The organism is Thermogutta terrifontis (assembly GCF_002277955.1).
Lineage (GTDB): Bacteria > Planctomycetota > Planctomycetia > Pirellulales > Thermoguttaceae > Thermogutta > Thermogutta terrifontis.
Window position 1 is genome coordinate 621,826 of record NZ_CP018477.1, and the last position, 25,177, is coordinate 647,002.

The 25,177-nt window shown below is 58.1% G+C and carries 16 protein-coding genes; 9 read left to right on the forward strand and 7 right to left on the reverse strand.

The window, feature by feature from the left end; genetic code table 11:
* Positions 1–42: 42 nt before the first annotated feature.
* Positions 43–597, reverse strand: coding sequence for a YqgE/AlgH family protein (locus tag THTE_RS02295; protein WP_095413918.1), 555 nt, complete (start codon positions 595–597; stop codon positions 43–45).
* A 313-nt stretch (positions 598–910) separates the two neighbouring features.
* Here THTE_RS02295 and THTE_RS02300 point away from each other — a divergent pair, with 313 nt between their 5' ends.
* The 4 genes from THTE_RS02300 to THTE_RS02315 all read left to right on the forward strand — a co-directional run bounded on the left by THTE_RS02300 (position 911) and on the right by THTE_RS02315 (position 5,162).
* Positions 911–1,912, forward strand: a complete 1,002-nt coding sequence (locus THTE_RS02300; RefSeq protein ID WP_095413919.1) for a DUF6807 domain-containing protein — start codon at positions 911–913, stop codon at positions 1,910–1,912.
* Positions 1,913–2,184: 272 nt separating this feature from the next.
* Complete coding sequence (locus THTE_RS02305) at positions 2,185–3,063, forward strand: MlaE family ABC transporter permease (RefSeq protein WP_420823853.1); 879 nt, start codon at positions 2,185–2,187, stop codon at positions 3,061–3,063.
* A gap of 49 nt (positions 3,064–3,112) precedes the next feature.
* Positions 3,113–4,003 carry an ABC transporter ATP-binding protein gene (locus THTE_RS02310; protein ID WP_095413921.1) on the forward strand — a complete coding sequence of 297 codons (891 nt, stop codon included), beginning with the start codon at positions 3,113–3,115 and terminating at the stop codon, positions 4,001–4,003.
* Positions 3,996–5,162 (forward strand): MlaD family protein, encoded by a 1,167-nt coding sequence (locus THTE_RS02315; RefSeq protein WP_095413922.1) that lies wholly within the window; start codon positions 3,996–3,998, stop codon positions 5,160–5,162. Before THTE_RS02310 ends, THTE_RS02315 begins: the two co-directional genes overlap by 8 nt.
* A 32-nt stretch (positions 5,163–5,194) precedes the next feature.
* Here THTE_RS02315 and THTE_RS02320 read toward each other — a convergent pair whose 3' ends face one another.
* A complete protein-coding gene (locus tag THTE_RS02320; RefSeq protein WP_095413923.1) occupies positions 5,195–6,604 on the reverse strand; it encodes a sugar porter family MFS transporter in 1,410 nt (469 codons plus the stop codon).
* 875 nt (positions 6,605–7,479) lie between these two features.
* Here THTE_RS02320 and THTE_RS02325 point away from each other — a divergent pair.
* Complete coding sequence (locus tag THTE_RS02325) at positions 7,480–9,591, forward strand: hypothetical protein (protein WP_157731644.1); 2,112 nt, start codon at positions 7,480–7,482, stop codon at positions 9,589–9,591.
* A gap of 1,355 nt (positions 9,592–10,946) precedes the next feature.
* On the opposite strand, the gene THTE_RS02330 is transcribed toward THTE_RS02325, so the two are convergent.
* Positions 10,947–11,975 (reverse strand): hypothetical protein, encoded by a 1,029-nt coding sequence (locus THTE_RS02330; RefSeq protein WP_095413925.1) that lies wholly within the window; start codon positions 11,973–11,975, stop codon positions 10,947–10,949.
* Positions 11,976–12,033: 58 nt separating this feature from the next.
* Positions 12,034–12,387, reverse strand: coding sequence for a helix-turn-helix domain-containing protein (locus tag THTE_RS02335; RefSeq protein WP_095413926.1), 354 nt, complete (start codon positions 12,385–12,387; stop codon positions 12,034–12,036).
* Positions 12,388–13,840: 1,453 nt separating this feature from the next.
* Here THTE_RS02335 and ndk point away from each other — a divergent pair.
* The 4 genes from ndk (at position 13,841) to THTE_RS02355 (ending at position 22,143) form a co-directional block, all read left to right on the forward strand.
* Positions 13,841–14,299 (forward strand): nucleoside-diphosphate kinase, encoded by a 459-nt coding sequence (gene ndk / locus THTE_RS02340; protein ID WP_095413927.1) that lies wholly within the window; start codon positions 13,841–13,843, stop codon positions 14,297–14,299.
* Between the two features lie 93 nt (positions 14,300–14,392).
* Positions 14,393–15,766 (forward strand): outer membrane protein assembly factor BamB family protein, encoded by a 1,374-nt coding sequence (locus tag THTE_RS02345; RefSeq protein WP_095413928.1) that lies wholly within the window; start codon positions 14,393–14,395, stop codon positions 15,764–15,766.
* Between the two features lie 340 nt (positions 15,767–16,106).
* Positions 16,107–20,678: a glutamate synthase large subunit gene (gene gltB / locus THTE_RS02350; RefSeq protein ID WP_207651759.1), complete on the forward strand. Its 4,572-nt coding sequence runs from the start codon at positions 16,107–16,109 to the stop codon at positions 20,676–20,678.
* Positions 20,671–22,143 (forward strand): glutamate synthase subunit beta, encoded by a 1,473-nt coding sequence (locus THTE_RS02355; protein WP_095413929.1) that lies wholly within the window; start codon positions 20,671–20,673, stop codon positions 22,141–22,143. Before gltB ends, THTE_RS02355 begins: the two co-directional genes overlap by 8 nt.
* A 77-nt stretch (positions 22,144–22,220) precedes the next feature.
* Here the strand turns inward: THTE_RS02355 and THTE_RS02360 are convergent, their stop codons facing one another.
* The 3 genes from THTE_RS02360 to THTE_RS02370 all read right to left on the reverse strand — a co-directional run bounded on the left by THTE_RS02360 (position 22,221) and on the right by THTE_RS02370 (position 25,121).
* Positions 22,221–22,625, reverse strand: a complete 405-nt coding sequence (locus THTE_RS02360) for a bifunctional nuclease family protein (protein WP_095413930.1) — start codon at positions 22,623–22,625, stop codon at positions 22,221–22,223.
* Between the two features lie 268 nt (positions 22,626–22,893).
* Positions 22,894–23,604, reverse strand: coding sequence for a DUF4190 domain-containing protein (locus THTE_RS02365; protein WP_095413931.1), 711 nt, complete (start codon positions 23,602–23,604; stop codon positions 22,894–22,896).
* A gap of 191 nt (positions 23,605–23,795) precedes the next feature.
* Positions 23,796–25,121 carry an ABC transporter permease gene (locus tag THTE_RS02370; RefSeq protein WP_095413932.1) on the reverse strand — a complete coding sequence of 442 codons (1,326 nt, stop codon included), beginning with the start codon at positions 25,119–25,121 and terminating at the stop codon, positions 23,796–23,798.
* Positions 25,122–25,177 lie beyond the last annotated feature (56 nt).

The window sequence follows — 25,177 nt, forward strand, 5'->3', positions numbered from 1 at the left end:
AAGCCGAACGATGGGAAAGGGACCTGGCGGGCCCGAAAGGGCTTAATTCAGCCACGGATGAGCCGGTTGATGCCTCAGGTTCAGGGCGTTAACAAGGATCGTGCGGCCAATCGAAAAGACGACTCGTTTCCACAGCTCACGCTCGTTTTCGGGAAACACCAGGTCCTTTGTGGCCTTGGCCACCAGCCAGGAACCCTGGGCCAGCTCACCTTCCAACTGACCTCCCGCCCAACCCGAATGTCCGAGGAACACCCGGGCTTCGTGTCCTTCCTCTGTCATCAGGCGCTCCAGGTTGTGACGCTGAAGCGAGAAGTAAACGCCGGGGATGACCTCCAGTTCGGCCAGTTCCGGTACGTCATGGAGCGCCATCAGCGGGCCGCTGACGGGTCCACCGATATTCAGAAATCGGTCATTGACGCAGGGTGTATTCGAGACCTCGGCCCAGAGTTCCTTGATCCGCTTGGGGTGGAGCCGATTGAGAATGACGCCGAACGCGCCGTTCTCATTGTGCTGGATAATGAGCACCACCGTTCCCACGAAATTGGGATCCACGAGATATGGCGAAGCAGCGAGCAGGTGTCCTTGCAGTGACTCCATCGGTTGCACCCTCCCAGTAGTCGATGAATCTCGATGCCACAGAGGGAAGTCGCCCCTTTCACACTTTCCCAACCAAGTCCCTCCCTATATTCATCTTACGTGGAGGGATTGCAATTTACGCGAACGAATCCTATTTTCTCGCAAGAACCTTTGCCGTGTGTTTTGGACTCGGACCAACGGCCGGCAGCCCGGGGCGATCCCGCTTCCGCATCCTCGATCCGCTCGATAGCAATTCCGGCGGCTTGGGATTACAATCTCTGTCAGTCACGGGGTAAAGTTGGCGCTTATTTTAGCGGATCAAGGAGAGACTTCCATGACTGAGAGGAGTTTTCCCCGATGCTGGCGGTCCAGCTTCTTTTGGGCGATACCGGTCGCGGCTGCAATCGCGTTCCCCACAGGTGGGGCTGGCAAAGAGCCCTCCCCGGCCGCCACTTTTTCCATCCAGAAGACCGATCACGGGGTGGAAATACTGGGGAACGGAGAACTCTGGGCAGCCTATGTGGCCGATGGGGAATTCAAGCCCTACGTTTGGCCGATCATCGGCCCGACGGGCAAGCCTTTCACTCGCGAATGGCCCATGGGCCCCGGCGAGGGGGAGAAGCACGACCATCCGCACCAGCGCTCTCTGTGGTTTACCCACGGTGATGTCAATGGCATCAGTTTCTGGGAGGAAGCACCCGGTCGAGGTAAAACCGTTCACCGCGAATTTGTTACCCTGGAAGGGGGCGCCAAAGCGGTGGTCGTTACCCGCAATGACTGGGTCGCACCTGATGGAACGGTGCTGCTCAACGACGTTCGGAAGCTGGTCTTTTACCCACTCGGGGAAAACCGCGTCATCGATTTTGCCATCCGTCTGACGGCCGTCGCCGACAATGTGACCTTCGGCGACACCAAGGAGGGGACATTTGGGCTTCGCGTGGCTGACTCCATGACCGTGGATGCGAAAAAAGGCGGAAAGATCGTGAATAGCGAAGGTCAAGAAGATAAAGATGCCTGGGGTAAAAAGGCGAAGTGGGTTGACTACTCGGGCCCGGTGGACAGCGAGATCGTGGGAATTGCCGTCCTCAATCACCCCAGCAGTTTCCGGTTTCCTACCTACTGGCACGTGCGAACCTACGGCCTGTTTGCGGCCAACCCGTTCGGCTGGCATGATTTTGTCGGGCGCTCCGATGTCAGCGGCGCTTACACTCTGGGGAAGGGCCAAAGCATCGAGCTCCGGTACCGCGTCATTCTCCACAAGGGACGCACAGCAGAGGCAAAAATCCCTCAGCTTTATGAAGAATATGCGGCCGAGCCACCGCTTCCGCTGCCCTGAAGGGTCCCTTTTCGCAGGATCGGGCAATGTTACCCGGCAGTGAGCAGGGGGCTAGGGGGTGATAAAAACTCCGGGCAATATGTAGTCCGCAGGTTGATTTGGCAGTTCTGTCGGGACGTTAGCGTGTCGTTTTTTTTTGAACCAACCGTCTTGCCCCTACGTTTGTCTCAAGCCGTACATTCGATAAAGTCGAAGAGAGAGCAGGGGCATTGCGCACTTGTGGGACAGGTCTGACCCCACGCAGATCGTCCAGGCTCTCTCGGAGGCATGCGGTGAGTACAGCTTCACTACGCTCGCCCAACGGACTCCCCGGTGTACCCGGGGGAATGCTCAACAACTTTGCCCAATGGGTGGCGGACGTCGGTGCCCGAACGATGGACTGGATCGTCGGGCTGGGGAGCATTTCGCTGTTCTTCGCGAGAACGCTCCGCTGGCTTGTCATCCGGCGCCCTCGACGGGAGACGATTATCTGGAATTTTTATCAGATCGGGGTGCTCAGCCTCCCGGTGGTGGCCCTCACTGGGACATTTGTGGGGATGGTCCTCGCCGTGCAGAGCTACGCCCAGTTCAAAATGCTCAACCTGGAAACCCGGCTGGGGGCGGTCATCAATATGTCACTCGTCCGCGAGCTTGGGCCGGTCCTGGCCGCCACCATGCTCGCCGGTCGGGTGGGCAGTGCGATGGCGGCCGAGTTGGGCACAATGCGGGTCACGGAACAGATCGACGCCCTGGCTGTCATGGGGGCGGACCCCATCCATTACCTTGTCGTTCCCCGGTTTCTTGCCTGCCTGGTGCTCATTCCCGCGCTCACGCTGGTGGCCGACTTCATGGGCGTGGTCGGGGGATACTATTACAGCGTTTACCTGCTGCACATCGACGCCTACTATTACCTTCAGAACTCCGCAAATTATGTGGGGTGGTTTGATCTGTTCTCGGGAACGGCCAAAACGCTGTTTTTCGGAGGCGCCATCGCCGTGATCGGTTGCCACCATGGTTTTCATTGTGATCCGGGCGCGGAAGGCGTCGGCCGCGCTGCCACCTACGCGTTTGTCCATTCGTTCGTGACGATCCTGCTTCTGGATCTGCTTTTGGGAATCGGTTTCGATGCGCTCTACAATGTGCTGTTTCCGCAGGGCCCGCGGTTGATTTAATGCGAGATTACCCAGTGACACTTCGGAGGTGCGACGTTCGTCAGCCGTCATGACCTATGCCACAGAACCCCACGTCAGCCCGACAGCCACCGCCGCTCCGACTGACGGCCATGTCCTGGTGGAAGTGGACCACCTGACGGTGACCTTCGGCCGTCAGACGGTGCTGCGGGACATTTCCCTCCAGATACGGCGGGGCGAGACCGTGGCGATCCTGGGGGAAAGTGGCTGCGGAAAGACGGTGTTCCTGAAAACACTCGTGGCCCTCCAGCGACCCACTCGTGGCAAGGTCTTCTTCGACGGTCAGGATTTATTTCGCCTCAACGCCGCGGAGCTGGCACAACTGCGCACCCGAATGGGATTCGTCTTCCAGAATGCAGCCCTTTTTGACAGCATGACGATCGGCGAAAACATCGCTTTTCCCCTGCGTCAGCACCGACAATTGAGTGAGGACGAAATTCAGGCCATTGTTCGGGCGAGGGTGGCGGAAGTTGGGCTGCCCATGAGTGTCCTTCGCAAAAAGCCGGGAGAGATCTCAGGTGGGATGCGGAAGCGGGTGGGTCTTGCCCGGGCCCTTGCTCTGGAGCCGGAACTGATGCTTTATGACGAACCTACGACGGGACTGGATCCCATCATGAGCGATGTGATCAACGAACTCATCCTCCGCACCCGGCGCCAACATCCTGTGACGAGTGTCATCGTCACGCATGACATGCGCACAGCCACCAAAGTGTGCGATCGCATCGTCATGCTCTACCCGCTCGCGCGACTTAAACCCGGGGAGAGCCAGATCCTCTATGATGGCCCAGCTGCAGAGATCGAAAAAGCCGACGATCGCCGGGTCATTCAATTTGTCCGTGGCGAGGCGGGGGAACGTCTGATGGAAATGGCTCGCGAAGAAAATAATCACCCGCACTCTGCGGAGGAGTCGGCCCATGGATGAACGGCTCATGCAGTTCCGAATCGGGGTGATGGTGCTGGCGTCCATTCTCATTGCCGCCATTTTGCTGGTGACGTTTGGAGAATGGCGATGGCCTTTTCCTGCGGAATACACCATCTACATCCGCTTTCCCGAGGCCCCCGGTGTGGCCGAGCGCTCCCCCTTGCGGAAAAGCGGGATTGTCATCGGTCACGTGACCGATGTGCAATTGACCCCCGAGGGGAATGTGCTCGTCACCGCCCGCGTCGAACGCAAATACGTGCTTCGCCGCAACGAAGTGTGTCGATTGAATCGGGCATTGCTGGGGGATTCCACCCTGGAGATCTCGCTCTCCCCGGACCCCAACGCTTCGACCGAACCTCTCAAGGAAGGCGATGTCATGCAGGGAATCGTCCCTCCAGATCCCATCGTGATTCTCACCAACCTGCAGGAACGGCTGGTAACGGCGATCAATTCAGTGAACCAGACGGCGGCCGACTTGGGGGATACGGTGCGCTCCGTCAATCGCATTCTCACGGATAACGAACAGCAATTGAAGGACCTGCTCGCCAACGCTAACAAGACGGTGACGCTTGCCCAGCAGACGGTGAGTAACGCCAATGACATCGTGGGAGACCCGGAGCTGAAACAGCGGCTGAAGGATACGCTGAGCCGCGTTCCCCAGGTGGTGGACGATCTTCGTCACACCCTCGACGAAGCCAACCAGACGATTCGCGTGGCGAGGGAAAATTTGGACAACCTTCGTGGGGTGACGAGCCCGCTGGCGGAAAACGGGGCTGCCATGGTCCGTCGCCTGGATACCAGTTTGCAGAACTTGGAGCGCGTGACCGCCCAGCTCGCCGAGTTCGGTGAAAACCTGAACCGCGAGGATTCCACGCTCGGCCGTCTCGTGCGGGATCCCACGCTCTACCAGAAACTCGATCGCACCATGACCAACGTTCAGCAGTTGACGCAGGATCTCCGACCGGTAATCAGCGATCTTCGCGTGTTCAGCGACAAAATTGCCCGCCATCCCGAGTTGCTGGGCGTCAGGGGTGCCCTGGAACGCCAGGCGGGTACCAAGGGTCTGCCCAATATTCCCTCTTTCGGCGAGGAGACCGTTCCGGTGCCGCAGGCTGAGCCGCCGCGCCGATTCTCCATCCTTCCCGGAACCTTCCGTTGAGAATGCCGGTGTTGTGAAAGGGTGATTCGGCGTTACCTGGATGCCGTCGTTCCCAGTTTTAAAAAGCTCCGCTCGATCTCTTCCAGTGTTTTGCCTTTTGTTTCTGGCACGAACAGCAGGACAAACACCAGGCACACCGCGCACATCACGGCATACGTCCAGAACGCCGAGGCGGGTCCCCACGCCGCGTACATCATGGGAGCGGTCTGCGTGATCAGAAAGTCCGCCAGCCACAGGGCCACCGTGGCAATCCCCATGGCCAGACCGCGTGTTCGGGTGGGAAACATTTCCGCCAGCACAACCCACACCACCGGTCCCATGCCCACCGCAAAGGACGCCATGTAAAGCTGGATGAACACCACAACCCAGGTATTGGGCAATTGCTGATGAAATGCCCAGCCCAGGAGCACAAGCGAAACTCCCATCGCCGTGGACGTAAGAAGCAGGAGGGGTTTTCGCCCCAATCGATCCACTACGGCAATGGCAACCAGAGTGAAGGTTAGATTGACGGCCTGCGTGATGATCGTCCAGAACAGGGCCCAGATGTCGGTACTGCCGGAACTGCGAAAGATGCTGGGCGTATAATAGACGATGGCGTTGATCCCGGTGATTTGCTGAAGGATCGCAAGAATGACGCCGATCACGAGAATCCGCCGGTAACCGGGACGAAGCAGTTCACTTAATCGGCCAGTTTCTTCCGCCACAGTGCGCTGAATATCTGCCGCTTCCCAGTTTGCTCGCTCCGGCCCGGCCAGCCGGGTGAGTACGGCGAGCGCATCCGCCGTTCTGCCCATCTTGATCAGCCAGCGAGGACTTTCCGGAACGAGGGTCAGACAGGCGAGGAACAGGACGGCGGGCAGCGTTTCCGAGCCGAACATCCAGCGCCACCCGGTCGTCACATTCCAGGCATGATCCCCCTGGAGCGCGATGACCCAGTTCACAATGGCGACCACCACCATCCCCGAGATGATGGCAATCTGCTGGAGGGCCACCAGCCTTCCACGGATAGGGGCAGGAGAAATCTCGGCGATGTAAAGGGGTGAAACGATGGCAGCTGCTCCAACCGCCAGGCCGCCCAGCATCCGCGCAAGAACGAATTGTGTCAGCGTGGTGGGGATGGCTGTGCCAATAGCCGAAATGGCGAAGAATATGGCAGAGAGTACGAGCACCCATCGCCTGCCGAGATAGTCCGCGAGCGGCCCGGCCACCGCCGCGCCAAGGGCACATCCAAGCAGAATGTTCGAGGTTGCCCAACCTTTCAGCTCTGGCGAAAGCTGAAAGTGCTCTGTCAGGTAATCGATAGCGCCCGCTATCACGGCCGTGTCGTATCCAAACAGCAATCCCCCCAGGGCAGCAACGACGGTAAGCAGGAGCACGTAGCCTGTGCTTCCGCGATAGGGTGGAGGCTCTGTGCCGGGAGCATGCTGAAGATGGGCGATCATGGCGAGGACCTTTTGGCAGAGGGCGTTCCCGCCCGTGGATCGAGCAACTCCAAATCACGACATTAAACGGCATTATGGTACTTGTTCCCCTGCGTAGTGCAAGTCAATTGGGAAAGCGTCAATCCCGTGCCCGGTTTGACTCTATCGCTGAAAAGGTGCAGGCTTCAAAAAGCTTTTGGGCGGGCGAGAGGTTCAGCTTGGCAGGACCTGCCTGGCAGGTCCACATCCTGACCGTTTCACCGTCCGGGTTGTGTCTGTTTAGCACAGTTGAGGCTTAAACGTAGGGGCAATCCATGAATTGCCCCTACCGATATGCGATCGATTAGCCATCGGCCCACGTGTTCCGACGGCGATTGATGAATTTCCCGACCGGTGAACCCTTATCGTGCCCGTGAGAAGGGGAAAAGCGTTATCCAATGTTGGACAGACGGACCTGACGAGCAGGTCCCTCCGAAAGGTCGGAGGGGCACGCTTGTCGTGCCCGCAGAACGAAATGGATTATCAACGGTCGAAAAAAACGGACCTGACGAGCAGGTCCCTCCGAGGATGGAGCTGACAGGCAGGTCCTTCCGACCTTGTAGGGGCCATTCATGAATTACCCCTGCAACACATCGCGCTCGGAACATGGCGTGGGTTTTGCAAAAGTGGAGAGGGCTTAACGCGCCAAACTGCTTGAATTCAAATTCAAGCCCGAGATAATATGAAACCGGCCGAAGTGATGCTTCCTCGACGGTTATAAAATAAAAAAACTCTGGAGTCGGTCAAAACCGGAGCGCGTCGCTCCCTCCGAACGGAAAAAGGGACTTTAAAAAAAGACCGAGCCCTGGTCGTTTCCTGAAATTCGGAGCTAAATGGCGATGACCGGAAAATTTGGAATGCTTTTAAAATCTTTTTTGTCAATTCTGCTCGTTGTGACGCTTGTCCTGAAGGTTCCCAGCGGTGCTGGGCGGTTGGTCGCCAGCGAGTCACCTGCGGTGACAGCGTCGCGGAATCTGATTGTCAACGGGGATCTGGAACGTGATGAAGACCGCAAACCGCCGTTCGGCTGGGTCATGTGGGGTGCTCAGCAATATAAAAATCCTGAATATTACCAGCGGGATACACAGATCCGCCGAAGTGGCAAAGCCAGTCTGCGGATTTTTCATCCCAAGGATACAGCGGGCTACATCGTGACCGATCCCGAGTCGGCGATTCGGCCGGAGCCGGGCATGGCCTACGAGATCAGCTTCTTTGCCCGGGCGGACAGGCCCTGCCAGGGGCGTTTTATGGTCATCGGGTACCAGTCGATCCGGCCTTTCATTGACGCGGAATCGCCCTTGAATGCCGCCATTTCTCTGGACACCCAGTGGCGGCAATATCGCTTCGAGATTCGCGAGAGTGTGGATTTCTTTGCCGAGTCCTCCCGCTATCTGATATTGGGATTTCAGGCCGCGGGCGATCCACGCGTGGAGTGTACGATGTGGGTGGATGATGTGGTGGTCATTCCGCGGCGAATGCCGGCAGGAGCGCGACTGATCAACCCCGCCACTTTGTCAATCACACCTCTTCCCCACCGTCTGACACCCGGCGCTTCGTTGGATGTCGCTGCCGATCTCCGGCAGAGCGGACGACCAGCCCTGAAAACGGCCTGCGGCCTGTCGTTTCACAGATTGGTCGGTTTCACCGGTTTTCCTTTCGATGCCAAAGGCGAGTACAACCTGCCGGGCGAATTGGAAATGGCAATCCGCGAATTAAGACTGCCGTTGAGTCGGGTGTATGGGGTAGGACATGAGCCACCCCAAAAAGATCAGCCGCCCTGGTCGATTGAAATGGCGATCGATCGGCTCGCCCTGCTCTGCCGGCGGATCAACCTGCCTTACGAGATGATGGTTGTCGAGCTGGAGGAGCAAAGTGCCAATCGCAAACTTCCGCCGGAGACCTGGGCTCAAGCCGTTCGTTATGCCCGGTCGAAGGGATACGGTTTTCGCTACTGGGAGGTGTCCAACGAACCTTATTCTCAAACCTTCAGCAACAGCGTTGGCATGGGTGGGGCCTTTCCCACTTCCGATGACTATATCGCGCACGTCAAAGCCGTATCGGCTGCCATTCGCAAGGTCGATCCCACGGCCCAGGTGGGAGTGGCTATTCACATCGGCCGGCCACGCTGGGGAAATTACATCCTGAAAAATGCGGCAGGCTCTTATGACTTCGCGGTCGCGCACTATTATGGTTTTGAGAACGCCTACAAAAGCTCGTTCGAGGAGCTTGTTCTCGGGCAGAATTATCGAGTTCTGTATCGCATCCAGCAGACACAGGCCCTCCTCAATGCGTACAACCCCAATCGCCGGGTCTATCAACTGGACACCGAATGGGGGATGCACTCTTCTGGTCCAAATGGAGAACGCCCTGACTATGCCAATCGCAATGGAAATATCATCGGAGTACTCCATCGGGCGATACGCATGATCTACTACGTCCGCGAGCAACCGCTGGCGGGTGCTTCTGGTTGGCAAATGCTGGGCCATTCACGGGGGCTGGGGTTCGATATTCTCGTGACGGATCAGCCCTCCGCCCGCACCATGCTGTACTGGCTGTATTACCACTTCATTCGCCATGTGGGGGACTCTGTGGTGGAGTTTCAGGGAACAGCCCCGTTTGTCACAATGCGTGGCCTGGTCGGCGATCAACAGATCGAAGGCCCCATGACGCCCCTTCTGCTGACCACCGATGCCCAGAAGCGCCAGGTGTTCTGCGTGCTCGCCAATGGATCCTGGACGCAAGAGGTCCCGTGCCGTCTTTTGATCAAAAACTTTCAGGGCCGACTGGCTTTCGCCAAGCTACTCTCCGATGACGATTTGGATCGCTCGCCGCTTCTCACATCGCCAGACAACTTTGTGCGCGATGTCTCGAAGAATTGGAACGTCGAAATCGACAGCGGCGCTACGCAGGTGCGGGGCACACTGCCTGCGCACAGCGTGCTGTTTCTCACGTTGGAGCAGTCGCGCTGAACACGACGCGGAACTTCCTGCTGCTTCGCAAGTTGCGCGTCGCTTTGAGGCTGCATGCTGCCCGCGCCCAGGGCGTGCGAATCGCGATCGCTGATCCATCCCCTTCTTGGTAAAGATCAGTAAGATGCCCAAGGCGCGCTGCGTTGTGGGGGTCATTGATGTATGGCCCCCAACCGGTGCATTCTGGTCGTGCCCATGGGAGGCGGAAATGGGTTATCCAATAGTGGACAGACGGACCTGCCAGGCACTTCCCTTTCGAAAGCGGACCTGACAAGCACGTCCCTCCGAGGTTCTTCCGGAGGGGCACGTTTATCGTGCCCGCAGAACGGCTGTGGATTATCCGTGATAGGAAAGCGGACCCGACAAGCAGGTCCCTCCAATTATGCGGATCCCCATTGTGTGGTTTGGAGCGTCGGGCTCCACTCCGACCGGTCATTGTCGTACCATCCGGGTTGAGGGCAAGGTGGTGAAGGCTAAAGCCTTCACCGAAAAGCGGCGATGAATCGCCGCACTCCATGGAGTGCGGGGCTTTAGCCCCGCTCTCGGCGCGGGACTTCAGTCCCCGGCGAGAAGCCATTGACGATTGAACGTCAAACAACGGACGGAAGTGTTGTAGGGGCAATTCATGAATTGCCCCTACCGTTCAACCCGCGGAATGCGGACGTGATAAGCACCTACGTCTGAAACAAGCGGACCTGACAAGCAGGTCCCTCCCCAGTCCCAACACACGGACGTGACAAGCACGTCCCTCCGAGGTTCTTCCGGAGGGGCACGTTTATCGTGCCCGCAGAACGGCTGTGGATTATCCGTGATAGGAAAGCGGACGTGACAAGCACGTCCCTCCGGAGCAGGCCCTTTCCGTGCGCGAACGCCCTTACACATAGGACGTCACAAGGATTGGTAGGGGCAATTCATGAATTGCCCCTATCGTTCAACCCGCGGAATGCGGACGTGATAAGCACCTACGTCTCAAACCTGACAAGCAGGTCCCTCCCCAGTCCCAACACACGGACGTGACAAGCACGTCCCTCCGAGGTTCTTCCGGAGGGGCACGCTTATCGTGCCCGGGGGAAATTTCCAGAATCTTGGGACGGAACTCACGACTGTCAACGAACCGTCGCAACCGGCAACGGCTCGTCTCGTTCGGCCGGTCAATTTTCCCAGGTTCAGGTCCGACAACTCCTGGAGCGCAGGACGGTCCTTTGCTTAGAGCCTATCCGAAAACGTCAAGTTTGGCTTGAATTCCGCGGCGCCGTTTGGTTTTCGGATAGGGTCTTAGTTCTATCGTTAGTAGGTCCGATAGAAGACAGTCATCTATGATATACGATTAGAGCGAGTGCGAGGCAACGGTTCGACTAGAAGGCTCCCTCACGCACCTGGTCCTTTGTCAATCCCCGTCGCAGTCTGATAACTATCTCTGGCGTGACAGGACAGTTTTCGGGCAAAGGGACATCTTTTTTCTCCTTGCCGAGAGTCAGAACACTTTTCAACCCCTGCAAGGTGGAAGAACCTTCGACCGCATTGAGGGTTTCGTCATAGTAATCGAACCAAGGCAGACCGGCGTCGGTGTACTCCTTTGCGGTCGGAGGGACGGTCGGCGGCGCCTCTCCCGTTATCGACCGCCAGACAAGCGAGTTGGCAATGTGAACAAAACACCGACTAAAGTGTTCCTGGTCCCAATCATCCAACTCGTAGGGATCTTCATAGATCATCTGACGCATGCGGCCACCGGGCGCCAAGCCCATGGCAGGGCCGCACAAGACCTCTTCTTGTAAAGCAACCGTAGGGAACGAACACCTATCATCTTCGCGAGAAGCTGGGAAGTAACGTTCGAACGCCTTTCGCTTCATCGGATAAGCAATGATCTGAATTCCACCGTGTTCTGCTTCGCCGGTGATCTGTTCCTCAGCGGAATAGCCTGCGCCCAAGGGCATGGCCACAAACTGTCGGATCACGCCTTTCTCAACACAGTAACCGTCCAACCACGGCTGCTCGGGAATGACCATATAGTCTTGCGGGTCGTTGTGGAGAGCGCGAGTCCACGGTTCCCCCGTGACCACGTTGATCTTGCCTGTTGCCACCTTCACGGCGAAGGGATATTGTGCAGAGTGGCCCTTTATCCAATCCGATTCAAAATCGATCCACATCGCTTCCGACTGGTACATCGGAAACATGACCCCTCCGTGTTCGAGCCAGCGACGTGGCACACGGTCCGCAAAATCATCGACGTGCCGAAGCGGGAACCGGCCCAGTCCCGGCGGCAAGGGATAATCATTGTTATCGTCCGGGATGCGTAATGTTCGCTGAAAGCTTATGCGTAACCTGGCCTTTTCATGCACCTCTGGAAATCGAAACACAAGCTCGTCCCCTTTCAGCTCGATCATGGCTTTTCTCCTCACTCAGGGTGATACAGAATCGACACGAGGTAACAGCGTACGTTCGTTACCAATGACCATCCCGAACCTCCCGGACGATTCGCAAGACAGCGTGGTCCGGCAAATCCTTCAGTTGGCGAATCAGTTCCGCAAACAGTTGCGGACGTTTGCGAATGACCTCGGCCAAGTCACTGGAGACCTTTCCCGCAAGCGCCAGCAAAACATCGGAATCTTCCCCGAGGACGCGTGCCAGCGCCACGATCGTTTTCTCGGAAGGGGGCGGTTGTTCGCCCCGCTCGATCTTACTCAAGTAGGACGGCTCAATGCCGACCTGTGCCGCCACTCGCCGGATCGAGTAGGCGGGATCGTTTTTTCGCAGGGCTTCGCGTCGTTGTCGAAGATAATCACCGAATGTGCTCATGATGCTGTGTAGTATATACTACTCACTCCACGCCGTCAAGCCGCCTGGCTTTCCGTCCATCCCCACCCGTGCAGGAATCATGAGATGTCACAGGCACAACGTGCTAAAGGGGCCATTGATGAATTGCCTCGACAACACATGGAACATGGCCAAATGGATCGGATCCCGTTAGGGGCAATTCATGAATTACCCCTACCGTTCAACCCGCGGAATTCGGACGTGATAACCACCTACGTCTGAAACAAGCGGACCTGACAAGCAGGTCCCTCCGAGGTTCTTCCGGAGGGGCACGCTTGTCGTGCCCGGTGAAAGCGAATGGATGATCGAACGTGCGCGAGCGGACGCGACGAGCGGGGCCCTCCGGAAGATGAACCTGACAACGCATGAATGGACGCCCTGGAACGTGTCCTTCCATTGGATGGATTAGAGGCTCCGGTTCCGCCCCGACCGCTACCCCGTTTCGATCCGGATCGACGCCAAGGTTGTGAAGGCTAAAGCCTTCACCGAAAAGCGGCGATGAATCGCCGCACTCCATGGAGTGCGGGGCTTTAGCCCCGCTTTCATCGCGGGACTTCAGTCCCCGCCGAGAAGCCATTGACGATTGAACGTCAAACAACGGACGGAAGTGTTGTAGGGGCAATTCATGAATTGCCCCTACCGTTCAACCCGCGGAATGCGGACGTGATAAGCACCCATGTCTCAAACAAGCGGACCTGACAAGCAGGTTCCTCCAAACAATGATTCGGAGGGGCACGCTTGTCGTGCCCGCCGAACGGCTATGGATTATCCGTGATTGGAAAGCGGACCCGACAAGCGGGTCCCTCCAATTATGCGGATCCCCATTGTGTGGTTTGGGGCGTCGGGCTCCACTCCGACCGGTCATCGTCGTGCCATCCGGGCCGACGGCAAGGTGGTGAAGGCTAAAGCCTTCACCAAAAAGCGGCGATGAATCGCCGCACTCCATGGAGTGCGGGGCTTTAGCCCCGCTTTCATCGCGGGACTTCAGTCCCCGCTGAAAGTCAATGGGTGATCGAACGTTGATAAGCGGACCTGACAAGCAGGTCCCTCCGAATAATGGACCTGTGCGGCAGGTCGATCGGAAATGGAGGGGCACGCTTGTCGTGCCCGCCGAAAGGCAAGGCATCGTCTATCATTAAACTGCGGACGTGACAAGCACGTCCCTCCGGAGCAGGCCCTTTCCGCGCGCGAACGCCCTTACATATAGGACGTCACAAGGGTTGGTAGGGGCAATTCATGAATTGGCCCTACAACACATTGCATCCGTGCCATCTCAGTGGTTTTTGAAAAACCGCGGGTGGATCAAAGCGGCTGGTCCTTGAGGGGATTTGGCTTTCCCATTAGCATGAAGATTTTCTCTCTCTGCGCTGGCTAATGGAATTAAGATTTTTCGGCAAGAATTGCTCTGCGGAAGAAAAGGACGGAGGCATCGGGAATGGAACGCACCCTTGTGTTGCTCAAGCCAGACTGTGTGCAGCGCCGACTGATGGGGCGGATCATCAGCCGGTTTGAAGACAAAGGCCTGAACATCATCGCGATGAAGATGATCCGCGTTACCCAGGAGCTTGCGCGAAAGCACTACGCAGAGCATGTCCAAAAGGCTTGGTATCCGTCGCTGGAGGAATTCATCACGTCTGGACCTGTGGTGGCGATGGTGGTGGAAGGGCCGGAGGCGATTCGTGTGGTGCGGGACATGGTGGGTGCCACCAACGGCCTCAACGCCACGCCCGGCACCATCCGCGGTGATTTCGGCTGCTCCCGGCAGATGAATCTCGTCCACGCCTCGGACGGACCGGAGTCCGCGGCACGCGAGCTGGCTATCTTCTTCCGGGAAGAAGAACTCTGTCCGTATACCCCCACGATCCAAAGCTGGTTGCGGGCGAAGGACGAGTGAAGTTAACATGGAAGGCTATCAACCCGTTGTCCACGGGCATGTGCTGAAGCTTCCGGAATTCCCCAGGGCGTCCTTCAATCAGCGAGCGGGTTCATGGTAGGTCGGTGCTCGTTTTCCCCGGTGTTGTGCCGGTTTCGGCGTTCGATTCCCACGGCAATCGGGGGGTTGCCGTGGTTTGCCTGTTTAATGCCGGTGGTTTTCGCCAGCCCTCTTTGGGCGGATAACTGGCCGGCTTGGCGGGGGCCTGAAGGAACGGGTGTCTGTCGCGAGACAGGTCTGCCACTGAGGTGGTCGGAAGAGACGGGCGAAGGGATCATCTGGAAAACGGAGATTCCGGAATGGGGGAATTCCACCCCTGTTATCTGGGGTGACGCGATTTTCCTCACCACCCAGGCTGACGATCGTCTGCTTGTCCTGCGCGTGGACAAAGCAACCGGGCGGATCGTATGGACCCGGCAGGTGGGAACCGCCGATACGCCAAGAGATGCCCCGCGAGGTTACCAGAAGTTCCATAACCTCAATAACAACGCGAGTCCTTCGGTGGTGACGGATGGCGAGCATGTGGTGGCTCATTTCGGGAACGGAGACCTGGCCGTCTTCAACTTTGCCGGGGAATTGCTCTGGCGGAGAAACCTGCAAAAAGATTACGGGCGATATACGATCTGGTGGGGACATGCGAACAGTCCGGTCATTGTGGATGGCTTGGTCATTTCGGTCTGCATGCAGGACTCGCTTGCCGATCTGCAGGAGAAGCCGCACCCAAGTTATGTTGTGGCACACGATTTAAAATCTGGCTGGGAAGTTTGGTACACGCCGCGAATGACCGGGGCAGAAAAGGAGAGTTGCGATGCCTACACGACGCCGCTTGTGCGCCGGGTAGGGGATCGTGCGGAGATTCTTGTGATGGGGGCGGAGTGGCTTGACTGCTACGATGCGCGAACCGGTCAGCGCCTGTGGTATTTGCCAGGCCTGAAAGGAAACCGGACAATCACCGGGCCGACGATCTCCGGAGATATTGTTTTTGCGACAATAGGCATGCGCGGGGCGACCTTTGCCGCCCGCATCGGTGGTACTGGAGAACTGCCCGCTGATCGCATCCTCTGGCGTTATGAGGGGAACAATCCCGATTCGCCAAGTCCCGTGTACTACCAGGGACTGCTCTACCTTGCAGCGGATAACGGAGTCGTCCAATGCCTTGATGCGAAAACGGGGGAGTTGAAGTGGCGCGAGCGCATCGGCCGCGACATCAAGGCGTCCCCAATTGCCGCGGAGGGCAGGATCTACTTTTTGGATACGGCTGGTCAGTGCACGGTGGTGCGAGCGGGGGAAAAATACGAGGTTCTGGCCGTCAACCGAGTCAACGATCGCACCATCGCGTCGCCCGCCGTGTCCGACGGACAAATCTTCCTTCGGGGGCGAAAATACCTTTATTGTCTTGGCGCAAAAGTCGGCAGTGATCGGCCATAAAGCGGAAAAATCAAAACTTATCTAGGAGTGATTGTATTTGTTCCCGAACCTGCGCGGTTATGTAACGCTCTATTATCTTCTGGCCAGGCGCGCCATAAGCGTGGCGGGGCGGGAATTTCGGCTTCCGATGAGATCAGCCCAATTAGAATAGACCATAACGCAGGTAATCGCCCCGGGGAAGCTGTGGACGATAGTCCTCCTGACGGCGCTGTCTTTTCCCGCCTGAGAAAGCCTTTAAGTGGGCCAGTCGCCACGTTTAACTTGGAAAGCTGCAGCTTTCCGCGTAGAATGCGGGGATGGGATCTTTCGGAGCACAGTGTTGAAGCAGGATTTAAGGCCAATGAGTCAGTCATTCAATCGCTTGCACCCCAAACCTTACGGACTCTATGATCCTCAGTATGAGCATGACGCTTGCGGTATTGGGGCTGTGGTGAATATTTCGGGCCGGCGGGATCATCAGATTATCGAGTACGGTAAGCAGATTCTGCTTAATTTGATGCACCGCGGGGCGTCCGTGGCCGACGAAGTGACCGGCGACGGTGCAGGCATTTTGTTTCAGATTCCACACGAATTTTTCGAAGAGGAACTCGCTCGGGAGGACGTTGCTCTTCCCCCTCCCAAGCGTTATGGGGTGGCGATGGTCTTCTTCCCGCGGGAGGATGAGATTCGCATCCGCTGCGAAGCGATTTTGGAGGCGGAGATCGCCCGGGCGGGCCTGAAACTTCTCGGCCGTCGGGAGGTTCCCAGCGATAATAGCTGCCTTGGGGAAATTGCCCGGGCTTGTGAACCACGGATTTTTCAGTTCTTTATTGATGGCCTGGGACTTGCCGAAGAGGACCTCGAACGGCGGCTGTTTGTCACGCGGAAGAAGCTGGAGCATCGTGTTCGTCGCGAGCTTGGCGATGCGGCGGTCGATTTTTATATCCCCTCGATGTCGTGCTACACGATCGTATACAAGGGGATGTTTCTGGCGCCGCAACTGGCGGCCTACTATCCGGACCTTTCTGATCCCCGCGTGGTTTCCGCACTGGCCATCGTCCATCAGCGCTACAGCACCAACACCTTCCCAAGCTGGAAACTGGCGCAGCCGTTCCGCATGATTGCCCACAACGGGGAGATCAATACGCTACGGGGCAATATCAATCATTTGGCGGCTTACGAGAAACGGATGTCATCGCCGCTTTTCGGGGACGATATCAAGGAAATCTGCCCGATCATCGAGCCGGGGGTGAGCGACTCCGCGGCGTTCGACAACTGCATGGAGTTGCTCGTGCGTGGTGGTCGGTCGGCGCCCCACGCCCTCATGATGATGATTCCGGAAGCCTTCGGGCCGAAGTATCACATCAGCACCGACAAACGTGCCTTCTACGAGTATCACGCGGCGATCATGGAACCGTGGGACGGTCCGGCGGCGATCGTGTTCACGGACGGTCGACTCGTCGGGGGCACGCTCGACCGTAACGGTTTGCGCCCCTGCCGCTACCTCGTCACCGACGACGGACTCGTTATCCTGGCAAGCGAGACTGGCGTGGTCGAGTTTCCGCCGGAAAAAATCCGCCAGAAAGGGCGTCTTCAGCCCGGCAGGATGTTTCTCGTGGACACCGTGGAACAGCGGATTATCTCCGACAACGAAGTCAAGGGGAAGCTCAGCCGCCAGCGGCCGTACCGGCGATGGCTGGAACAGAATCGCATCGAGCTGCGGGGGCTCTTCCTGCCTTCCACGAATACCGACAGTGATCCGAAAACACTTTTTGAGCGATTGCGGGCCTTTGGCTACACCGGTGAGGATCTGACGATGATTCTCGCTCCGATGGCCCGTGATGGCCAGGAGCCGGTCGGATCGATGGGCAATGACGCGGCGCTGCCTGTGCTCTCCGACAAGCCCAAGCTGTTGTTCAACTACTTCAAGCAACTGTTTGCACAGGTGACCAATCCTCCCATCGACCCGCTGCGGGAAGGATTGGTTATGTCTTTGATGACGTTCACGGGCAAGCACGGGAACCTGCTGGATGAACAACCGGAACATTGCCGCCAGTTGAAGCTCCCGCATCCGATTTTGACCAACGACGACATGCGGCGGCTCAGGGAGGCGAACCATCCGCACCTGAAGGTGGCGACGCTGAGCATGCTCTTTCCGGCACACGTGGATGACCCTGAGCGCGCATTGCGGGAGGCAGTGGAGAACCTGGTTGCGTCGGCCGAAAAGGCCATCCACGAGGGGGCCTCGCTGCTCATCCTCAGTGATCGCGGAGTGAATGGGGCCTGGGCAGCCATCCCCAGCCTCCTTGCCACAGCGGCGGTTCACCATGGGCTGCTGCAGCGAGGATTGCGAGGTGAAGCGGGCCTGATTATCGAAAGCGGTGAACCTCGCGAGGTCATGCACTTCTGCCTGCTGCTGGGATATGGGGCCAACGCCATCAACCCCTATCTCGCCTATGAAGCGATTTACCACCTCTATCGTAATAAAGACTTGCCGTCCGGACTGACGCTTGAGGAAGCCATCGATCGGTACATCAACGCGGTGAAGAAGGGCATCCTCAAAACGATGTCCAAGATGGGGATATCCACCCTGCGAAGTTACCACGCTGCCCAGCAGTTCGAGGCAGTGGGACTGGACCGCTCGGTGGTGGACAGATATTTTTGCGGAACGGCCTCGCGAATCGGCGGGGTGGATCTGAAAGTCATTGCAGAGGAGGCTCTGGCTCGCCACCACAGCGGCTTTGGACCGCGAGAACCGTGGGCTTTGCCTCTCGATTTCGGCGGCGAGTATCACGAGCGGCTGGACGGAGAACGTCATCTGTGGAATGCCGAGACGGTGACTCTCCTCCAGCATGCCGTCATTAACAACGACTGGAATAAATACCTGGAGTTTGCGGATCGTGTGAACAAGCAGAACGAAGCCCTCTGCACACTTCGCGGGCTGTTCGACTTTGAATATGGAGAACCGGTTCCCCTCGACGAGGTGGAGCCCGCCAGTTCGATTGTCCAGCGCTTCTATACCGGCGCGATGTCTCATGGTTCGATCAGCAAGGAGGCTCATGAAACGCTGGCCATTGCGATGAACCGGCTGGGGGCCCTGGCGAACACGGGTGAGGGGGGCGAAGACCCCATCCGTTACCGGCCACTGCCCAACGGGGATTCGGCGAACTGTGGCATCAAACAGGTGGCCAGCGGTCGGTTTGGAGTGACCATCGAGTATCTGGCTAATGCCAAGATGCTCCAGATAAAAATGGCGCAGGGGGCGAAGCCGGGGGAAGGGGGACAGCTTCCTGGACATAAAGTCACGGAGGAAATCGCTCGGTTGCGGCATTCGACGCCCGGTGTGTCTCTCATTTCGCCTCCGCCCCACCATGACATTTACTCCATCGAAGATCTGGCCCAGTTGATTTACGACCTCAAGGCGGCCAATCCGGAAGCTCTGGTTTCGGTGAAACTGGTGGCGGAAGTCGGCGTGGGGACTGTCGCGGCAGGTGTGGCCAAGGCCAATGCCGATGAGGTGCTCATCAGCGGTCACGACGGCGGTACGGGAGCCAGCCCGTGGTCTTCCATCAAGCATGCAGGGATTCCCTGGGAAATCGGCCTGGCGGAGACGCAGCAGACCCTGGTGGCCAACGGTCTGCGGGATCGCATCCTCGTTCAGGTGGACGGGCAGATGCGGACCGGCCGCGACGTGGTGATCGGGGCTCTCCTGGGAGCGGAACGCTTCGGCTTTGGCACGGCGGCTCTCGTTTCACTGGGCTGCATCCTGATGCGGAAATGCCATCTCGGCACCTGCCCGGTGGGTATCGCCACGCAGAAGCCCGAGTTGCGGGAGCGTTTTGCCGGTCGGGCGGAATACCTCATCAGATATCTGCTGTTCGTCGCTGAGGAAGTTCGCCACTGGATGGCCAAGCTCGGCTTCCGCCGATTTGACGAGATGGTCGGTCGGGTGGATCGGCTGAAGGTGCAGCGGGCTGTCAACCACTGGAAGGCGAAAGGGCTCGATTTTTCTGCCCTGCTGACACCACCGCCGGGATTCCCCAATGTGCCGCTTCGTCGCATCCGTCCCCAGACAAACAAGCATTTGGATCATCTCGACCGGCAGATCCTGCCCCAGATTCAGAGTGCTCTGGAAGAAAAAAAGCCGGTAGTCCTGGAGATGCCGATTCGTAATATCCACCGTGCGGTGGGGAGCACGATCAGTTATTACGTGACTAAGAAATACGGCAGCGCTGGCTTGCCCGACAGCACCATTCACCTTGTTTTTCGCGGTTCGGCTGGCCAAAGTTTCGGGGCCTTTCTCGCGCCGGGCATCACTTTAGAGCTCATCGGCGACGCGAATGACTATCTCGGAAAGGGACTCTCCGGTGGCCGGATCGTCGTGCGGACTCCGCCGGGAAGTCCGTTTGACCCCACGGAAAACGTCATCGTGGGAAACACGCTTCTGTACGGAGCCACGTCCGGCGAGGTGTTCATCAATGGGCTGGCGGGCGAGCGTTTTGCTGTCCGTAACAGTGGTGCCGTGGCCGTCGTGGAAGGCGTCGGTGACCACGGCTGTGAGTACATGACCGGTGGAATCGTGGTCGTGCTGGGACGGACCGGCCGGAACTTCGCCGCCGGTATGAGCGGGGGTGTCGCGTACGTCCTCGATGAGCATCAACTGTTCGATACCCTCTGTAATCTCGATATGGTGGACCTGGAGTCCGTGTGGCAGCCGGAGGATCAGAAACTGCTCCGCAGCCTCATCGAGCGGCACTACGTGTGGACGGGAAGTGCTCAGGCCAAACGGCTCCTGGAGCAGTGGCCGGAAGCGGTGGGCAAATTCGTCAAGGTCATGCCCATCGAATACCGGGCGGCGCTGGAAAGGATGAGAGAGCAGGAACAGGTTCGGGCAGATCAAACACCGGCAACAGAGGAGGTGTTCAGTGGGTAATCCAACAGGGTTTTTGAAATATCCGCGGGTGGACGCAGGTCACCGGCCTGTGGAGGAAAGGATCCACGATTGGCGGGAAATCGATCTGCCACTCGCCGAGCGTATTCTCAACGAACAGGCGGCACGCTGCATGGACTGTGGCATCCCGTTTTGTCACATGTCGGGCTGCCCGGTCAAGAACCGGATTCCGGAATTCAACGATTTGGTATATCGCGGAAAATGGCGGGAGGCGGCCGACAACCTGCATTCCACCAACAATTTTCCCGAGATCACCGGCCGTGTGTGTCCTGCCCCGTGCGAGGCGGCCTGCACCCTCTCCATCAACTCGCAACCGGTGACGATCAAGCACATTGAGTATCAAATTGCCGAGCGGGCGTTTGCCGAGAAATGGGTGCGGCCCATCAAGCCGGCGCAGCGAACCGGGAAGCGAGTGGCCATTATCGGCTCCGGCCCGGCAGGATTGGCCGCCGCCCAGCAGCTTTGCCGTCTCGGACATGAGGTCATTGTCTTCGAAAAGTCGGACCGGATCGGTGGACTGCTCCGCTACGGCATTCCCGATTTCAAGCTGGAAAAACACATCATCGACCGGCGACTGGAGCAGATGGTCGCCGAGGGAGTGCACTTCGAGCCGAACGTGTGGGTGGGGCGTGACATCACGGCCGACGAATTGCGGCGGAGCTTCCACGCGATTCTTCTGGCCATGGGCGCCGGCAAGCCGCGACCGCTGACCGTTCCCGGTGCGGATGCAAAAGGAGTCCATTTTGCGATGGACTACCTCACCCAGCAGAATCGCCGGATTGCCGGTGATCCTGTTCCCACCACCGGACCGGATGCCATCTACGCCAAAGACAAGCATGTGGTTGTCATTGGAGGTGGGGATACGGGGAGTGACTGTGTCGGCACGGCCATCCGACAGGGCGCCAAGTCAGTCCTGCAAATTGAAATTCTGCCCAAACCCCCGGAGGGTAAAAATCCGGAGACGCCCTGGCCGCTCTGGCCGCGGATCATGCGGACTTCCACCTCTCACGAAGAGGGATGCGTCCGCCGCTGGAGCGTGCTCACCAAAGCCCTCTCTGTCAAAGACGGCCAGGTGACCCATCTTCACGCCTGTGAAGTGGAATGGATCCGCGGGCCGAAAGGCTGGGAAATGCGGGAGAAACCGGGGACGGACTTCACGGTCCCGGCGGACCTCGTGCTCCTGGCCATGGGCTTTTTGCACGTGGAGCATGAAGGGCTCGTCCAGCAATTTGGCCTTCAGCTCGACCAGCGGGGAAACGTGGTCGTCAAGAAGTGGATGACCTCCGTGCCCGGCGTGTTTGCGGCGGGAGACACAGTCAAGGGCGCGTCGCTGGTGGTGCACGCCATCAATCACGGCCGGGAAGCTGCCCGGGCGATTCACGAATGGCTGTGCACCGAGCCGACGCTGCCCAGGGAAACCGTGTTGTCGGTTGCCACGGCACGCTGAAGCTTTCCCACCTTTACCGAGAAGCGTTCAGAACTGGACGCTCCCAGAGGCGCTGGGCGTCCAGATTGCCCAGGTGGTCATTGATCGAGGGCCTCGCTGAGCACCTCTTCTGCGACGTAGATGGGCAGGGGAGGTTTCCATCGTACGGCGATGGCAATGGCATCCGACGGACGGGCGTCCACCTCCACCAGCGAGCCGTTCTGCCGAAACCGGAGTCGTGCAAAGTAAGTGTGTTCGCGAAGTTCGCTGATGAGGACGTCCTGCGGCTCGATGGAAAGTTCCTGCAGAATATTGATGATAAGATCGTGCGTCATTGGGCGTGGCAACACGACATTCCTCACCGCCCGATAAATGCTCTGGGCTTCGAAGACGCCGATGACGATCGGAAATGCCCGGTCTCCGTCCACCTCTTTGAGGTAAATGATTTGCTCTTCCGCGATGTCGCTGAGGACAATTCGGGCAAGTTGCATCTGGACTGGCATCAGTCCCCTCCAGGTTGTTTCCCTGTAATGTGCTCGAACCGTGTCCGTCCACGTGCCCGGCTGGGTTCCACGACCAGCAGAGTGTACGGTGGCCGCGTCGATCATGGGGGCCGGTCACGGGCGGCAAGTTTGATGTGCTCGTTGGCTGTGCGCCGTGATACGGCGTCGCACGAGCATGAAAACATGGCGACGGCCGTATACGAGAACACCCTTTGTGTATTCTAGTCCCCCGAGCGGGCCTCTCACCAGTGGCCGACCCGCGTTTCTTTCAGCGGACGGTATCGGCTTCGATGCGGTACACAATCCCGCCGAACTGCTGTTTGAGGACGTCCGGGTTCGACGTGAACACGCCACCCACCCCGATTCTCTTCGTGGAATAATCCACAGAGAGCCCATTTTTGAAATGGACTTCGATCATCTGGGTGGGCCGAAGCTGGGACTGGCAAAACTGGCAATGGGAAAGCTGTTCCACGAGCACGAAGTCTGTGATGCCGTACTGTTTTTCACCCGGCACCATGTATCCCCACACGAAGACTTTTTTCTCCTCGAGATCTCGCGCGAACTGGGGAATGAGCTTGGGCTCGTTGGGATCCGGTTGGAGTTCGGCGAAGGTGATCAATTTGTATCCGGGGGGAGCCTCTGCCAGATACGTGTACATGACCCAGCCGCATCCCAGCACACCGAAAACGAGGGAAAGGATGATCCCCGTCTGGGCCATTCCCAGGCCGAGTCGTTCCTTCGGCGATTTCGCGATTTCCTTGCGGGCAATCCAGCCGAAAATCAAACCACCCAGGGGAATCCAGAACAAATAAACGGTGAAGAAGCAGAAGATGGAGAGCACACCCAGCACCAGGCTGAGCACCGCCTGGGCCTGGATGACCTTGTAATCATCCGTTGGCCGGAAGCCGATCCGGGTTCGCCGCCGGATGACCGGCTGCTCGCTGCGGAAAATGGGCTTTTGACCGTCGATAATACTCATGGGTTTCACCACTTTTAATGAATCCAGTGTGACCTGTTAGAAGAGTTCGCCAACTGTCCTGCCGGTCCCCCTATGGCGGGAATTTTTCCGAGAACAGTTAGTTCCTCTCTCATGTTATTGTTGCCGCCGGAAAAGTGTTCGGCGAGCCCTGAGTTTGGGCCGGAAATTCCGCCGGGGAAACTGTGGCCCCATTATTCATGCCGAAGGGCCTCGATCGGATCCATATTGGCGGCCCGTCGGGCAGGATAGAGGCCGAAAATAACACCCACGGCCACCGCAATCCCAAAAGCCAGGGGGACGGAGCTGGGAACGATCACCGGCCGCATGGTCCGCACGATCTCCGGCAGCGAGTCGTACACCCGTGGCATGAGAATCTGGATGGCGCTCATAATGGCCTCGCTGAGTAGGGGACAGATGAAACCGACGAGGATGCCTGTAATCCCGCCGAGGGTCGAGAGCACCACCGTTTCGACGAGAAATTGCCGGATGATGTCCCGTCGCTTGGCCCCCAACGCCCGGCGGATACCGATTTCGCGGGTCCTTTCGGTGACCGTGGCGAGCATGATGTTCATGATGCCGATACCACCCACCACGAGCGAAATGCCCGCGATAAGGCCCATGAAGATCATGAACATCATTCGGGTGATGCGGGCCTGTTCGAGAAGTTCCAACGGGACGGTGACACCGTAGTCTTCCGTGGGATGGTAGCGGGCCAGGGTGGCCTTCACAACATCGGCTGTGGAGATAACGTTTTCTGTTTTATCCACCTGGAGGGTGATTTGGCTCAACTCCACCTGTTCCGCTTCCAACGACCCCGCCCGGCGGGTGAAAATTACGTCCCCAATGCGCCACCAGAGGGTTGTGATGGGGATGTACACGTCGCTGGAGAAGTCCTGGGCGGCAAACGAACCGCCGATTCCAGCGGACGGCATTTTCGGTTTGCACACCCCCACAACCACGTAGTATTGCTCTTCGATGCGGATGACTTTTCCAATGGGATCTTCGAAAGGGAACAGGCGTTCGGCCGTTCCCGCCGCCAGAACGCAGTAATTTTTGAGGTCTTCCAGGTCGGTGTCCTCGATGAAGCGACCGCGGTCCATTTCCAGCCGGACGATGTCCTTGTACTCGGGCGTGCAGCCCACCAGGCGACCATCGACCATCCGCCCACCGTAGCTGAAACGCTGCCGCAGTTCGCGAATTCGCACGGCGCGGGTGATGGTGGGGATGGTGCTGACCAGCCGTTCGTAATCCGCCCGGGTAATCCCATATTGCAGGAGCAGGCCCGAGCTCTGAATCTGCTCTGACGGCGGTTTAATGGAGCGGATGATGATGTTGGTGGCGCCCAGGCTTTCGATCTGCTCCTGGGCCTTGCGACTGATGCCTTCCCCGATAGCCAGCAACCAGATCACGCTGGCCACGCCGATAAAAATCCCCAACACGGTCAGCAAGGACCGCAGAGGATGAAGCATCAGGCTTTTGACACCGAGTTGGAATGTGCGAATCCAGAGAACAAGCATGGGTGTTTATCGGCAGGTGTTGACTTCTCGAACTGTCATGGATGGAACCATCTGTG